Below are 14,668 nucleotides of genomic sequence, written 5' to 3' on the forward strand. Positions count from 1 at the left end.
TGTTAGAATGAAGCAGGTATTGTTAAAAAAAACAATTATTTCACCGAAAAGGGAAAATTATAATGAATACGATGTGAGATGCTATTTTTATAACATTTTTGAAATCCAAAGCCCTACAGAAATCGCAAGAATACCCACAACAATACTTGATATAGTGTATAATGAAAAAGAGAAAAGTTCACCGGCCCTTAATAACGAATGTTTTTCAAAGGCAAAAGTGGAAAAAGTGGTAAAGCCACCACAAAAACCTGTGGACAATAATAAAAGTTGGTTTTGGCTCAAAAAATTACCTTTTGTGGAAAAGCCCAAAAGAATACCTATTATCAAGCAACCCAATATGTTTACCATAAAAGTGCCCAGAAAAAAATGTTGAAAATAGGGGTTGAATGTTTTGCTGATAAGGAAGCGAAGAAAACTACCTAAACCACCACCTATAAATACAAGTAAAGCTTGTTTCATACCCTAAAGGTATAAACTAAATTGCTTTTTTGTATTTGTTGGGCGTCAGTAAAGGGTAAACCTTTGATGAGGAAGATTTAGTAGCAGTGTAAGTTTTTGTTGAAGATTTTTGGCTGTTACCACGAATGCTAAAAACCAAAAGGACTACATTTAAGGCTACTAAAACTAAAAAAATGGTAAAAAAAGTTATCATTTAATCGGTATTTCTATACTTTATAACGCAAAAGTACGTCTTTTCTTATAGTATACGAGTAAAACGCCTTAATTGTTGTGAAAGTGTTAATTTTTGTGGTTAATGCAGGTTTTGTGTTAATTTTTGGAAAGATATTTAATGGCGAAAAGAATAATTATGAAAGCAATAAAGAAAGTACCAACCCATTTGACACCTTTGTAATTTTTTTGATGCAAATTTTTATCTTTCTTATAGGAAAGCGTTACAATAAAAGCAAAAACTATAACAAAAAGGCCAGCAAAAATCCATTGTCCCGTACTAAACATATTGTTTATTTTTGAACAAAAATAATCTAAATAAATCGTATAAATGAAAAGTAAGATTACAGCAGTTGAACGTTTTCATATATCTTTTGGTTTGGGCGTGTCCAAAATTCCAAAAGCCGATTTGGGCCAAAAGAAAAATATGCTTCGCTTTAACCTGATGGACGAGGAGAACAAGGAGTACCTTGAGGCTGCCGAAAATGACGATATTGTTGAAGTGGCTGATGCATTGGGCGATATGCTGTATATTTTATGCGGTACTATCCTGGAGCACGGTATGCAACATAAGATTGAGGAGGTTTTCGAAGAAATACAACGTAGCAATATGAGTAAGTTGGGAGATGATGGCAAACCTATTTATCGAGAAGATGGTAAAGTACTCAAAGGTCCCAATTACTTTAAGCCCAATATAAAGTCTATTTTGGACAAATGACAGAGTGCGGCGATTGCCGCACTCTGTCATTTGTCCTAATAATGTATTTTTATACTTTATGGCGCCAACCAAAAATATCCTCTGCCTTGTTATATTGTATGTCAATGATGCGCTCTTTCATTCTGCGGGCATAGCTGTTGGGCAGTTCGGGCAAATCGTAATCGGTATCATTATATCCAAACGCAGCGATTGGGGAGACTACAGCTGCGGTACCAGCACCGAACATTTCTTTTAAGCTTCCGTTTTTTGCTGCATCAACGACCTCGGTAACGGTAATTTTACGTACTTCTACCGGTATGCCTTCATCTTTTGCGATTTCAATGATACTTTTTCTGGTGATACCGTCCAATATCCTATCACTTGTTGGTCCGGTGATCAATGTGTCTTTGATTCTCACAAAAATATTCATGGCTCCTGCTTCCTCGATATATTCATGGGTATTGTCATCTGTCCAAATCACTTGGTTATATCCTTTTTTTACGGCAAGCTGGGTCGGGTAAAACTGTCCTGCGTAATTCCCCCCCGCTTTTGCATAGCCAACACCACCGTTGGCCGAGCGTGAATAGGTTTGCTCTATCAATACTTTTACCTTTCCAGAAAAATATGCGCCAGACGGTGCCAAGCATATCATAAACTTGTATTCGTCTGCTGGGGAGGCGTGAAAACCTTTTCCAGATGCGAACATAAACGGTCTTATATACAGTGAACTTCCTTCGGATTGTGGAATCCAATCTTTTTCCAATCGTAAAAGGGTTTTTAGTCCTTCAATAAAATATTCTTCGGGAATTTCGGGAATCGACATTCTTTTTGCTGATATATTAAACCGCTTATGGTTGTCGAAAGGTCTAAATAGCCAAGTATCGCCAGCAGCATCCTTATAAGCTTTCATACCTTCAAAGATTGATTGCCCATAATGGAATATTTTAGAGGAAGGTTCAAGAGTAATCGGCTGGTAAGGAATTATTTTTGGTGTTTCCCAAGCACCGTTCTTGTAATCACAAACCAACATGTGGTCGGTAAAAACGCTACCAAAGGATAGATTGTCAAAATCTACCTGGTCTATTTTAGACGTCTGCGCTTTTTCAACCGTAATTTTTTGGGCCGTATCGTTCATTTTCGAAAAAAGTTTAAAAGTTAAAATTAATGAATTATGACTACCGCTACTTCTTTTTTCATTTAAAAATCGTCAATTTTGACATGCGAATTAAATTTTTGAGAATTATGAAACGTTTTAACATTTTACTTGTGCTTTTATTGGTATGTTTTATTGGTTACGGACAGGAAATCGATAAAAAAGATTGGGACAAAGCAGCTAAGGATGCTGAATACAAGGTATTTGGAGAAAAGTTTACCGTGACCAAAGCCATGAACGCCTCTACTATGTCGAAACAGTATGATGGTTTAAAAGTATCGGACACGCTTGATACCAATTTTACGGCCAAGGTCAAAGAGGTGTGCCAATCTAAAGGCTGTTGGATGAAATTGGAGTTACAGGACGGTAAGGAGGCGATGGTACGATTTAAAGATTATGGCTTTTTTGTGCCGATGGATATATCGGGCAGGGATGTGGTCGTAAATGGCAAGGCTTTCGTGAACGAAATGAGCGTTGCTGATCAAAGGCATTACGCTGAAGATGCTGGAGCATCTGAAAACGAGCTTGAGAAAATCAATGCCCCTAAAAAAACGTTCAGCTTTTTGGCAAGCGGTGTTATTTTGAAAGAATAGCATATCTAACTTTAGAAGAGAATACATTCAAATTTTTATTGATGACCGCTTAATGACCGGTTTAAGATAATTGTGTTACCAGTCAAGATAGTTTTCGATGAGGTTTGCACTTCAGCTAAGCTTTATGGGTTGACGATTGATTTTCAAATAGATAAAACCTTTCGAATATACCATGCAAGCTTAGTTATCATCCAATATAATCGTTCAAATAATTGAAACGTAAAATCATAACCACGGGCGATGGTTCAAAAACCATCCAGATTCAAGATTGGAACGAACAGTACCACTCTGTTCATGGTGCGGTACAAGAGGCCTATCATGTTTTTATAGACCATGGGCTTAACTGTTTTACAAACAGCGACATCGCAATTTTGGAGATAGGTTTTGGTACGGGACTCAATGCATTGATTACTTGGATAATGTCCGAAAGATTGAACTTGGACGTTACGTATACAGGTGTCGAGGCTTATCCCGTTTCAAGTGAGGAAATACAGGAGTTGGATTATATATCCCGATTAGAGGCCGAATCGCACTCAAATGGTTTTGAAAAAATGCATGCATCAAATTGGGAAGAAACAGTGCATATCTCAAAGAAATTCAAACTTCTAAAACAGCAAAAAGATTTTTTACGTATCGCCGATGAAAATAGGTTCGACCTAATATATTTTGATGCTTTTGGCGCTCGTGTTCAACCAGAATTATGGACAGCGGTCATTTTTGAAAAAATGTTCAATGCGCTCAAAAAAGGTGGCATTTTGGTCACATATTCTGCCAAAGGCAGCGTAAGGCGAGCCATGCAGTGCGTAGGTTTTACGGTAGAACGTTTGCCCGGTCCCCCTGGGAAACGGGAAATGTTGAGGGCGAGAAAAATTTAACTATTGACTAAGTTGCATACTGTCAAAAGGTTAAACAATACTGTTAAATCCAAATTAAACCTTTAGCGCACTCCGTTTGCTTCTTATATATTTGTTTCATATATGAAAAAGGAACGTCAAAAAATATTGATAACCGGAGCTACCGGACTTGTAGGTTCCGAAATCGTGAAGCTTTGTCAACAGCAAAACTTTACGGTTCATTATTTGACTACGAGCAAAGAAAAAATAGTATCAAAAGATTCATACAAAGGATTTTATTGGAATCCGGATGCAAATGAAATAGACCTCAATTGTTTCGAAGGCATAACAGCCATCATCAATTTGGCCGGGGCCAGTATCTCAAAAAGGTGGACGGATAGTTACAAGCAAAAAGTCCTATCAAGTAGGATAAATAGTCTTAGAACATTGTATCATGGCGTAAAGAAAACAGGTTCCGATAACATTAAATCTTTTGTTTCTGCTTCTGCCATAGGTATTTACCCTAATTCATTGGTAAATTATTATACCGAGGAAGAAACCGCTGTAGACAATAGTTTTTTAGGGGATGTCGTCGAAGCTTGGGAAAAGGAAATCGACACATTCAATGATTTTGATTTCAGCGTTGCCAAAATCAGGATAGGATTGGTTCTGTCGACCAATGGCGGGGCCCTACCTGAAATGGCGAAGCCGATTAAAAACTATGTGGGTGCCGCTTTCGGTTCAGGCGACCAATGGCAATCTTGGGTGCATTTAAACGATTTGGCACGGGCGTTTATGTTCGTGATTTCGAACAAATTACAGGGAACATATAACGGTGTAGGGCCAAACCCCGTCACAAATGATAAACTTACCAAGGAAATCGCTAAGGTGCTGGATCGACCCCTTATTCTGCCGAACGTTCCAAAATTTATGATGAAATTGATTTTAGGCGAAATGTCCTATATTTTATTTGCAAGCCAGCGTGTAAGTTGCAAAAAGTTGGAAGAAGAAGGTTTTACATTCAACTATATGAATGTATGTAGGGCTTTGGAAAATCTTTATCAAAAGGAAGAAAAAGCACCTGCACAAAGAAAGACTTATGACAACGAGTTTGTATGATTTAACGTTCGCACAATAAATAGCATCACAACATCCGCATTAAGCGGATGTTTTTGTTTGATGACATTTTGACATTTTTAAAGAAATGGCAGTACTTTTGCCATCTTAAATGGGATATTAAATCGATTTGAATAATGAGCAAAAAAAATAATACGGAAGAGATAGATGAAAAAACTTCCGAAACTCAAATAAACAACGAAGAAAATTTGACCGAAGACCAAGTTTCCGAAGCTAATGGAGAATCCGTTGAGGAAGTATCGGTCGAAGAGCAGTTGCGAGAAGATTTAGGAAAAGAAAAAGATAAGTTCTTGCGCCTCTTCGCTGAGTTTGAAAATTATAAAAAGCGAACCTCCAAGGAGCGTATGGAGCTCTTTAAGACGGCAGGTCAAGAGGTTATTGTATCGTTACTTCCCGTTATGGATGATTTTGACAGGGCCCTCAAGGAAATTTCCAAATCTAAGGATAAAGAAATGTTCAAAGGGGTTGAATTGATACAGAACAAGTTCAAAGAGACCCTAAAGGCCAAGGGGCTTGAGGAAGTAAAGGCGAAGGCCGGTGATGTTTTTGATGCCGAAGTACACGATGCCATAACACAAATTCCCGCTCCTAGCAAAAAAATGAAAGGAAAGATTGTTGACGTAATCGAAAAAGGATTTAAGTTAGGAGATAGAATAATACGCCATCCCAAAGTAGTAGTTGGGAATTAAAAATACGACATGAAGCAGGATTTTTATGAAATATTGGGCATCTCAAAAAGTGCCAGTGCCGCTGAAATAAAGAAGGCGTACCGTAAAAAGGCAATAGAATTTCACCCGGATAAAAATCCCGGGGATGCCAAGGCAGAGGAGATGTTCAAAAAAGCTGCCGAGGCCTACGAGGTGTTGAGCGACCCCGATAAAAAGGCACGATATGATCAGTATGGCCATGCCGCTTTTGAAGGTGGTGGTTTTGGCGGTGCTGGGGGAGGTATGAATATGGATGATATCTTTAGTCAGTTCGGGGATATCTTTGGTAGTGCTTTTGGTGGTGGTGGCGGTTTTAGTGGTTTTGGCGGCTTTGGGGGTGGCCAAAGACGTGTTAAGGGCAGCAACCTTAGAATTAGGGTCAAGCTCACGTTAGAGGAAATTGCCAACGGTGTAGAAAAAAAAGTAAAGGTCCGCAGAAAAGTTCAAGCCAGCGGTGTTACCTATAAAACCTGTTCAACGTGTAATGGCCAAGGGCAGGTCACCAAAATACAGAATACGATTTTAGGTAGAATGCAAACCGCAGCACCCTGCAATACCTGTGGCGGTAGCGGTCAAATTTTGGACAAACGCCCCAGCGATGCGGATGCTCAGGGTTTAAAGGTCGCTGAGGAAACGGTTTCCATCAAAATACCCGCAGGTGTTGAGGGAGGTATGCAACTCAAAGTTCCAAATAAAGGTAACGAGGCTCCAGGTAATGGGGTGCCCGGTGATTTGTTGGTAGCCATTGAAACCAAAGATCACGAAACCTTAAAAAGAGAAGGTGACAATCTACATTATGATTTGTATATAAGTATTTCTGAAGCTGTTTTGGGTACTTCCAAGGAAATTGATTCGGTAAGTGGTAAGGTGCGTATCAAATTGGAACCTGGAATTCAATCAGGAAAAATATTGAGATTGAGAGGAAAAGGTATTTCGAGTTTGAACGGGTATGGTGCGGGTGATCTTTTGGTACATGTTAACGTTTGGACGCCCAAGGAGCTCAACAAAGAGCAGCGCGAATTTTTTGAGCGTATGCAAAAGACCGAGAATTTTGAACCAAAACCAGAAAAATCCGACAAATCGTTCTTTGAAAAAGTTAAAGATATGTTCTCGTAACGTTATTTGATTTCAATTTTAAATAAAAAACGTATATTTGATTTAGTAATAGGAAACTATTACTAATTTTCTTTTTCATAGCAATTTTTTTCCCATCCTTAATCTCATTAAGGGTGGGTTTTGTTTTTAACCCAAAATCAAAATCTCTTTTACCGTATTTACATATCTTTGATAAAATCGCTTACATGAATACAGTTCTGGTCGCAGAAAACGTTACCAAGAAATATGGGGAACATGTTGCACTCAACAATGTTTCGTTGGAAATACCTAAAAATAGCATTTATGGGCTATTGGGCCCCAATGGTGCAGGTAAGACCACATTGATCAGAATCATAAATCAGATCACCTTTCCGGACGAAGGTGCCGTTTATTTTGACGGAGAACCTCTAAAGCCCCAACATATAAGTATGATAGGGTATTTACCCGAGGAAAGAGGACTCTACAAAAGTATGAAAGTAGGCGAACAAGCCTTGTATTTGGCACAGCTAAAAGGCATAGAAAAAGCTGAGGCAAAGAAAAGATTGAAATTTTGGTTTGATAAATTCGGAATCGGTGATTGGTGGGGTAAAAAAGTACAAGAACTTTCCAAAGGTATGGCCCAGAAAATCCAATTTATAGTTACCGTATTGCACGAGCCAAAATTGTTGATTTTTGATGAGCCATTTAGTGGCTTTGACCCTATTAATGCCAATATTATCAAAGATGAAATTTTAAAACTGAAGGCGAACGGTACTTCGATTATTTTTTCTACCCACAGGATGGAATCTGTAGAGGAACTATGTGAATACATTGCTTTGATCCATGAATCCGAAAAAATACTGGACGGTAAGTTGTCGGACATAAAGAAGGCCTACAAAAACAATATTTTTAACGTAGGTATTGAAGCACCTAATGGTGAAGCACTCTTGAATGAGCTCAACGGTAAATTTCAAATTCTTTCTTCAAAAGACAACAAACCCGATATGCAATTGGATGTTTCCGTTCAGTTGCCTTCATCCCAAACCAAGGAATTTTTGGGTTATTTATCCGAGAAGGGCAACATCAACCATTTTGAGGAGACCATCCCTAGTGCCAACGATATTTTTATTCAAACCATACAAAACAGGCGTAAATGAAAAAGTTGGTGTTGATCATAAAACGAGAGTATTTGGCCAAGGTACGCAACAAATCATTTGTAATCATGACTTTTTTGAGCCCCATACTCATGGTGGGTATGGTAGTGCTTATAGCATTTTTGACCAAGGTCAACGATAGTGAAAAAAGAGTTCTGGGAGTGTTGAACCAAAGCGATTATTTCTCCAATGAATTTGTTGCCACCGAAAGTACTTCATACGTTGATTTTAAAGATATTTCTTTGGAACAGGCCAAAGATTCGGTAATCGGTATGGGGTATTATGGCCTACTGTACATACCTTCTCGCATTAATTTGGAAGAGGTCGTCAAAAACGCATATTTCTACACGAAAGATGCCCCAAGCTCATCTGTTTTAAATGGTCTTGAGGATATCTTTGAAGATCGGCTAAGACAGCACAGGCTTCAAAAACTGGGGGTTTCTTCCAGTGATTTTGCTAATGTAGATGCAGATTTTGATATGCGAACCGCCACTTTTGACGGGCAGGAAAACTTAAAAAGCATCAATGAAGTAAAAGCCATAATCGGTGGTGGTTTTGGTTATCTTATCATGATGTTCATTATTATATATGGTGGTTTTGTAATGCGTAGCGTTATCGAGGAAAAAACCAGTAGAATTATCGAAGTCATCATTTCTTCGGTAAAACCCTTTCAGCTCATGCTAGGAAAAATTATCGGCACATCGTTGGCCGGTATAACCCAATTCGCTATTTGGATAGTATCCGCATCTGCACTGCTCTTTATCGCTTTATTGGTTTTTGATATCGATACCCAAATGTTGGCCAAAGGGTCGAGTATTCCCGGCGGTATGAATGCTTCGGTTCTTTCGCAGAATCAAGCAATGTTGACCATAGGACAGGATTTGTTCAACCTTCCTTGGTTTATGCTGATAAGTTTTTTTCTTGTGTATTTCGTATTGGGCTACTTAATTTATAGCTCTATTTATGCCGCAATAGGGGCATCCGTAGACAATGAAACGGATACGCAACAATTTATATTTCCTATCATATTGCCATTGATGTTAGCCATATATGTTGGCTTCTTTTCGGTTTTTAGCAACCCGCACGGACCTATTGCCGTAGGCTTTTCGTTGTTTCCTTTGACCTCTCCTATTGTAATGCTCATGCGTTTGCCGGGAGGCATTGGTGATGGTGGTGTACCGGTATGGCAATTAGCTACTTCGATTTTTTTATTGATGATTACCTTTATGGGGATCGTTTGGTTGGCAGCCAAAATATATCGTGTGGGGATTTTGATGTACGGTAAAAAACCAAGTTATAAGGAACTGTACAAATGGTTAAAGTATTGATAATATGGTACAGGAAGATCAAAGCAAAGTCGAGGAAATCATAAAAGAGGATATTTGGGGTTCAATAAAGGATTTTTTAGAATTGGGCTTTCACTGGGGCGAAGGTGAAAAATCCATCCATATCACTATTGGTCTTCTGCTTTTATTGGCGGCAGCTTTTATAATGACCAGTTTTGTCTTAAAATGGTTAAGGCATCTTTTCACGAGAAAGATGGATTCCGAGGACAAGCTAAAGTTCATAAGTGTATTTAAATTTATACGTTATGTTGCTTATTTAGCTGCCATATTGGTAACCATGAGCGCGGCAGGTATTGATATCACGATCTTGCTCACGGCATCTGCGGCACTATTTGTTGGTCTGGGTCTTGCTTTGCAAGAATTGTTTCAGGATATTATTGGTGGCATTATTATCATAGTCGACAAAACTTTAAGTGTTGGTGATATCGTAGAGGTAAACGGTAAAGTTGGTAAGGTTTTTGAAATAAAGCTCAGAACAACGCGGGCGATAACCAGGGACGATAAGGTTATTATCATTCCCAACCATAAGTTCATCAGTGATTTGGTATTTAATTATACCCAAAATCATAAGACAACACGAGAAAGGGTCGCGGTAGGTGTAGCCTATGGGAGCAACGTAGATTTAGTGACCGAGATACTGATGGATGTAGTAACTCATCAAAAAGGAGTTTTAAAAAACCCAAAACCATTTGTTCTGTTTGAGGATTTTGGGGATTCTGCCCTGTTGTTTTCGGTAAACTTTTTCATTACCGACAGTTTTTCGGATCCGAGGGTCAAAAGCGCGATACGTTATGCCATTGATGCAAAATTTAGGGAGAACAACATTACGATTCCGTTTCCGCAGCGCGATGTACATATTTACAACACAAAATAAAAAATATACAGCATGTCTAAAATATTGGTAGTAGAAGATGAAGCGGCCATACGTAGAGTCTTGGTCAAAATTTTATCTGAAGAAAGTGATACCTATTCTGTAGAAGAAGCGGAAGACGGTCTAAAAGGTCTTGAAATCCTTAAAAAAGATGATTTTGATTTGGTACTTTGTGACATAAAAATGCCAAAAATGGATGGTGTCGAGGTTCTCGAAGCTGTAAAAAAATTAAAACCGGAGATACCTTTTATAATGATTTCCGGTCATGGCGATTTAGATACGGCCGTTAACACAATGCGATTGGGAGCTTTTGATTATATATCAAAACCACCCGATTTAAATAGATTGCTTACCACGGTCAGAAATGCGTTGGATAGAAAAGAGCTAGTGGTAGAAAACAAGATTCTCAAAAAAAAAGTAAGTAAAAATTACGAAATGGTAGGGGAGAGCGATGCCATAAACTCCATTAAGGAAATTATAGAAAAAGTCGCCCCGACCGATGCCCGGGTACTGATTACGGGCGGCAACGGTACCGGGAAAGAATTGGTGGCACATTGGGTGCATGAAAAAAGTCAACGTAGTTCGGCACCCTTTATTGAAGTCAACTGTGCCGCAATCCCGTCGGAACTAATAGAAAGTGAGCTTTTTGGTCACGTAAAAGGAGCGTTTACATCTGCGGTAAAAGATAGGGCGGGTAAATTTGAGGCTGCTAATAAAGGTACTATTTTCTTGGATGAAATAGGGGATATGAGCCTGTCGGCGCAGGCTAAAGTGTTGCGTGCCTTACAGGAAAACAAAATTTCCAGGGTAGGTACCGATAAGGATATTAAAGTTGATGTACGCGTATTGGCCGCCACGAATAAAAATTTGAAAAAGGAAATCGAAGAAGGCCGTTTTCGGGAAGATCTATATCACAGGTTAGCCGTAATCTTGATAAAAGTACCCGCTTTGAACGACCGCAGGGACGATATTCCTATATTGATTGAACATTTTTCCAAAAAAATTGCATCCGAACAGGGTAATACTACCAAAACATTTTCCAATAAAGCTATTGATTTATTGAAAGGATATGATTGGACGGGAAATATAAGGGAACTGAGAAACGTTGTGGAGCGTCTTATCATATTGGGAGGGGCTGAAGTTTCCGAAGATGATGTAAAACTTTTTGCCAGCAAATAAAAGAGGATATTTATTCAAATACGATTCAATCGCATTTTTCCTCTAATTTTTTGATGGCTCTTGCGACTATCTCCTTGGTCTTTAGATTATAGTATTTTTTGCCCTCGCTTAAATCGGGCAGTAAAAGTTTTTGCTCACAATTTTCATAAACTTTCGTGCAATAGGCTTTCGCTTCATTACAGTCCAATGACATGATTAGGTGGTTCAATGAATTGTCAAAGTCAATTAAAGATTCATCTATTTTCTTGTAAAATGCCTGGCTTGAAGGTTTTATCCTATTTTTTTCCTTTATTTCTAGACCGGTGGTGTTCATGACCAATACATCACTTCCATATTTACTGTCATGCAAATCATGTTTTTCTATAGCTTCAAGACTGCCCAGTGCATACTCTAGAGCTCTTTTCAAAAGAATTCTACTACCGCTGAGAGTTGATGTTCTCGTAGCTTTTTTTAGATTGTCCAAACTTTCGTTGATATTGTCCAAAGCGTAGTCGCATCCGCAGGCCTCGAACTGTTTTCTGGACTTTTCGATAGCGTTAAGCGCCTTGAATGTATGGTATCTTGAGATTTGATGGTCTTTTGCATCAATGGCCTTCTCCGTTTGGGAAGTGATAAAACCAATGTTGGAACCTGCATATTCACAAGCCTCGCTCAAAGAAAATGAAGTAAGCGAAAAAAAAGCCAATACGCAGAGCGTGCAGAATATGGTTTTCATGTTTAATAAGATGTTGGGTGCGTAATGTATAAGTACATTACAAGTATAAAGTTAAGTAGTTGTTATCTGTAAGTGCTATTTTTTCGACAAACTACGGTTAAAAAAGATATGGTATTCTGTTGGCTGTGGGATTACGGCTCAAAGCCCTTTTTTTCCGATGAATAGTATACTGTTTAATAGGAAAATATTTTATCTTGAACCTATGGATGAAATCGATATCAAAACATACAAAGCCACATCGGGACTAAACTTATCCGATTATGGCACCTATGAAGATTTTAAAAAATCGGATAAGGATTTAAAAAAACAATTGAAAACCGTTCGCAAGGTACTGGGCGACTTTCAAGATACGCTTTACGCACATGGTAAATACAGTGTACTTATTTGTATTCAGGGTATGGATACTTCGGGCAAGGATAGCCTAATAAGAGAAGTTTTCAAGGATTTTAATGTAAGAGGGGTTGTAGTTCACAGTTTTAAAGTGCCGACCGAACTGGAGCTAAAGCACGATTATATATGGAGGCATTATATCGCCTTACCGGCCAAAGGAAAATTTGGCGTTTTTAATAGAACCCACTATGAGAATGTTTTGGTGACCAGGGTACATCCCGAATATATTTTGGGCGAACATATTCCCGGTGTGCATGATGTAGCTGATATAAATCAAAATTTTTGGGACAAACGTTTTGAACAGATCAATGCTTTTGAGCGTCATATCTCAGAGAACGGTACTATCATCTTCAAATTCTTTTTACATCTTTCCAAAGAAGAGCAAAGGCAAAGGTTGCTCCGGCGGTTGGAGCTAAAGCGAAAAAACTGGAAGTTTTCCCCAGGGGACCTCAAGGAACGCAAGTTATGGGATTCGTATATGCAATGTTATCAAGAGGCCATTTCCAAAACTACAAAGCCGCACGCCCCATGGTTTATCATCCCTGCGGACAATAAAAAGGCGGCTCGGGTAATATTTGCCAATATATTGTTGCAAGAATTAAAAAAATACAAAGATATTACCGAACCAGAGTTGGATGAAAAAATAAAGGCTAATTTAGAGCAATACAAAAACCAATTACAAAGCGAATGAAATCAAGCAAACTATACGTTGTGGCATTCTTGTGCGTTACATCGTTATTCTCTCAAAAATCCGATGAGCAACAAATAAAGTCGATTTATGATCTGGCCTTGACCCAAGGCAAATCGTATGATTGGTTGAACCACTTGTCCAACCAAATCGGCGGACGGTTATCTGGCTCCGTTCAAGCGGAGCAAGCTGTAGATTATACCAAATCCCAGTTAGACTCCCTTGGTTTTGATAAGGTTTGGTTACAGCCCGTTATGGTACCCAAATGGGTTCGTGGCATTCCGGAATTCGCTTATATAGAGAGTAAGCCTGGTATTACGACCAATGTGCCCATTTGCGCTTTGGGCGGTTCGGTAGCTACCCCTCCAGGCGGTATAAAAGCAAATGTTGTTGAGGTTCAAAGCATAGAGGAGCTTGAATCTTTGGGCGAGGCCAAGCTAAAAGGTAAGATAGTGTTCTTTAACCGGCCCATGCAAGCCGACTTGATCAGTACTTTTGCCGCTTATTCGGGATGTGTTGACCAACGGGGTCAAGGTGCAGCTGAAGCAGGAAAATATGGGGCTGTGGGCGTTATTGTCCGCTCCATGAATTTACGTTTGGACGATTACCCGCACACAGGTGCAATGGGGTATGGCGATACACCAAGTGAAAACAGAATACCTGCCGCTGCCATTAGTACAAATGGAGCGGAATTATTGAGTACTACCTTAAAGCTTAACCCTAACATTCAATTTTACTTTAAACAAAATTGTAAACAGCTTGATGATGTAAAATCCTATAATGTTATTGCAGAAATCAAGGGAAGTACGTTCCCTAACGAAATTATGGTCGTTGGTGGGCATTTGGACTCATGGGACCTGGGTGATGGCGCACACGACGATGGTGCGGGTTGTGTACAAAGTATGGAAGCTCTTCGTTTGTTAAAGGAAACGGGCTATACACCAAAAAGGACTATTAGGGTTGTACTTTTCATGAACGAGGAGAATGGTTTACGAGGCGGAAAAGAATACGCCGCAGTGGCAAAAAACAAAAACGAAAGCCATGTTTTTGCACTGGAAAGCGATGCGGGTGGGTTTACGCCTAGAGGTTTTTCCTTTAATGCATCCGAGGATAATATAAATATGGCCAAAAATTGGGCTACACTTTTTGAACCTTACTTAATTCATGTCTTCGTTGAAGGTTATGGTGGTGCTGACATCAATCCGTTAAAGAACAATAACGATGATATAGTTTTGGCCGGACTTAGACCAGATTCCCAGCGTTACTTTGACCATCACCATGCGGAGAACGACACTTTTGAACATATCAACAAAAGAGAGCTTGAGCTTGGTGGTGCTACCATGGCCAGCTTAATTTATCTTTTTGATAAATACGGAACTATAAAAAAATAGAACGAAGTTTATTGGGAAACTAAATTTGGATAACTTCGTTACTCCTCACTTTTTAAGTACCTTTGCGGCTC

General features: G+C 39.0%; 15 protein-coding genes. 12 read left to right on the plus strand and 3 right to left on the minus strand.

Translation table 11 applies throughout. The features are described from left to right. Positions 1-87: 87 nt before the first annotated feature. Entirely contained in the window at positions 88-459 is a 372-nt protein-coding gene (gene crcB / locus HYG79_RS13140; RefSeq protein ID WP_179242529.1) for a fluoride efflux transporter CrcB, read from the minus strand. Between the two features lie 541 nt (positions 460-1,000). Between crcB and HYG79_RS13145 the strand changes: the two genes are divergently transcribed. After that, on the plus strand, positions 1,001-1,387 hold the full coding sequence (locus HYG79_RS13145) for a pyrophosphohydrolase domain-containing protein (RefSeq protein ID WP_179242530.1): 387 nt from the start codon (positions 1,001-1,003) through the stop codon (positions 1,385-1,387). A 49-nt stretch (positions 1,388-1,436) separates the two neighbouring features. Here HYG79_RS13145 and HYG79_RS13150 read toward each other — a convergent pair whose 3' ends face one another. After that, the gene (locus HYG79_RS13150) at positions 1,437-2,501 is read right to left on the minus strand and encodes a branched-chain amino acid aminotransferase (RefSeq protein WP_179242531.1); all 1,065 of its coding nucleotides are present in this window, start codon (positions 2,499-2,501) and stop codon (positions 1,437-1,439) included. Positions 2,502-2,608: 107 nt separating this feature from the next. On the opposite strand from HYG79_RS13150, the gene HYG79_RS13155 reads away from it, so the two are divergent. The 9 genes from HYG79_RS13155 (at position 2,609) to HYG79_RS13195 (ending at position 11,413) form a co-directional block, all read left to right on the plus strand. After that, positions 2,609-3,112 carry a DUF4920 domain-containing protein gene (locus tag HYG79_RS13155; RefSeq protein WP_179242532.1) on the plus strand — a complete coding sequence of 168 codons (504 nt, stop codon included), beginning with the start codon at positions 2,609-2,611 and terminating at the stop codon, positions 3,110-3,112. 212 nt (positions 3,113-3,324) lie between these two features. Beyond that, entirely contained in the window at positions 3,325-3,987 is a 663-nt protein-coding gene (mnmD, locus tag HYG79_RS13160) for a tRNA (5-methylaminomethyl-2-thiouridine)(34)-methyltransferase MnmD (RefSeq protein ID WP_179242533.1), read from the plus strand. A 102-nt stretch (positions 3,988-4,089) separates the two neighbouring features. Then, a complete protein-coding gene (locus HYG79_RS13165) occupies positions 4,090-5,064 on the plus strand; it encodes a TIGR01777 family oxidoreductase (RefSeq protein ID WP_179242534.1) in 975 nt (324 codons plus the stop codon). A 134-nt stretch (positions 5,065-5,198) separates the two neighbouring features. After that, complete coding sequence (locus HYG79_RS13170; protein ID WP_179242535.1) at positions 5,199-5,771, plus strand: nucleotide exchange factor GrpE; 573 nt, start codon at positions 5,199-5,201, stop codon at positions 5,769-5,771. Positions 5,772-5,780: 9 nt separating this feature from the next. Beyond that, positions 5,781-6,905, plus strand: coding sequence for a molecular chaperone DnaJ (gene dnaJ / locus HYG79_RS13175; RefSeq protein WP_179242536.1), 1,125 nt, complete (start codon positions 5,781-5,783; stop codon positions 6,903-6,905). Between the two features lie 185 nt (positions 6,906-7,090). Next, positions 7,091-8,020 carry an ABC transporter ATP-binding protein gene (locus tag HYG79_RS13180; protein ID WP_179242537.1) on the plus strand — a complete coding sequence of 310 codons (930 nt, stop codon included), beginning with the start codon at positions 7,091-7,093 and terminating at the stop codon, positions 8,018-8,020. Further along, entirely contained in the window at positions 8,017-9,345 is a 1,329-nt protein-coding gene (locus tag HYG79_RS13185) for an ABC transporter permease (protein WP_179242538.1), read from the plus strand. The genes HYG79_RS13180 and HYG79_RS13185 overlap by 4 nt, the downstream gene beginning before the upstream one ends. A 4-nt stretch (positions 9,346-9,349) precedes the next feature. Beyond that, positions 9,350-10,237: a mechanosensitive ion channel family protein gene (locus HYG79_RS13190; protein ID WP_179242539.1), complete on the plus strand. Its 888-nt coding sequence runs from the start codon at positions 9,350-9,352 to the stop codon at positions 10,235-10,237. Between the two features lie 12 nt (positions 10,238-10,249). Continuing rightward, a complete protein-coding gene (locus HYG79_RS13195) occupies positions 10,250-11,413 on the plus strand; it encodes a sigma-54-dependent transcriptional regulator (protein WP_179242540.1) in 1,164 nt (387 codons plus the stop codon). Positions 11,414-11,438: 25 nt separating this feature from the next. On the opposite strand, the gene HYG79_RS13200 is transcribed toward HYG79_RS13195, so the two are convergent. Continuing rightward, complete coding sequence (locus HYG79_RS13200; RefSeq protein WP_179242541.1) at positions 11,439-12,128, minus strand: hypothetical protein; 690 nt, start codon at positions 12,126-12,128, stop codon at positions 11,439-11,441. 202 nt (positions 12,129-12,330) lie between these two features. Between HYG79_RS13200 and HYG79_RS13205 the strand changes: the two genes are divergently transcribed. Beyond that, positions 12,331-13,209, plus strand: coding sequence for a PPK2 family polyphosphate kinase (locus tag HYG79_RS13205; RefSeq protein WP_179243564.1), 879 nt, complete (start codon positions 12,331-12,333; stop codon positions 13,207-13,209). After that, positions 13,206-14,597: a M20/M25/M40 family metallo-hydrolase gene (locus HYG79_RS13210; RefSeq protein WP_179242542.1), complete on the plus strand. Its 1,392-nt coding sequence runs from the start codon at positions 13,206-13,208 to the stop codon at positions 14,595-14,597. The genes HYG79_RS13205 and HYG79_RS13210 overlap by 4 nt, the downstream gene beginning before the upstream one ends. Positions 14,598-14,668: the final 71 nt, after the last annotated feature.

It is taken from the genome of Costertonia aggregata (genome assembly GCF_013402795.1).
Lineage (GTDB): Bacteria > Bacteroidota > Bacteroidia > Flavobacteriales > Flavobacteriaceae > Costertonia > Costertonia aggregata.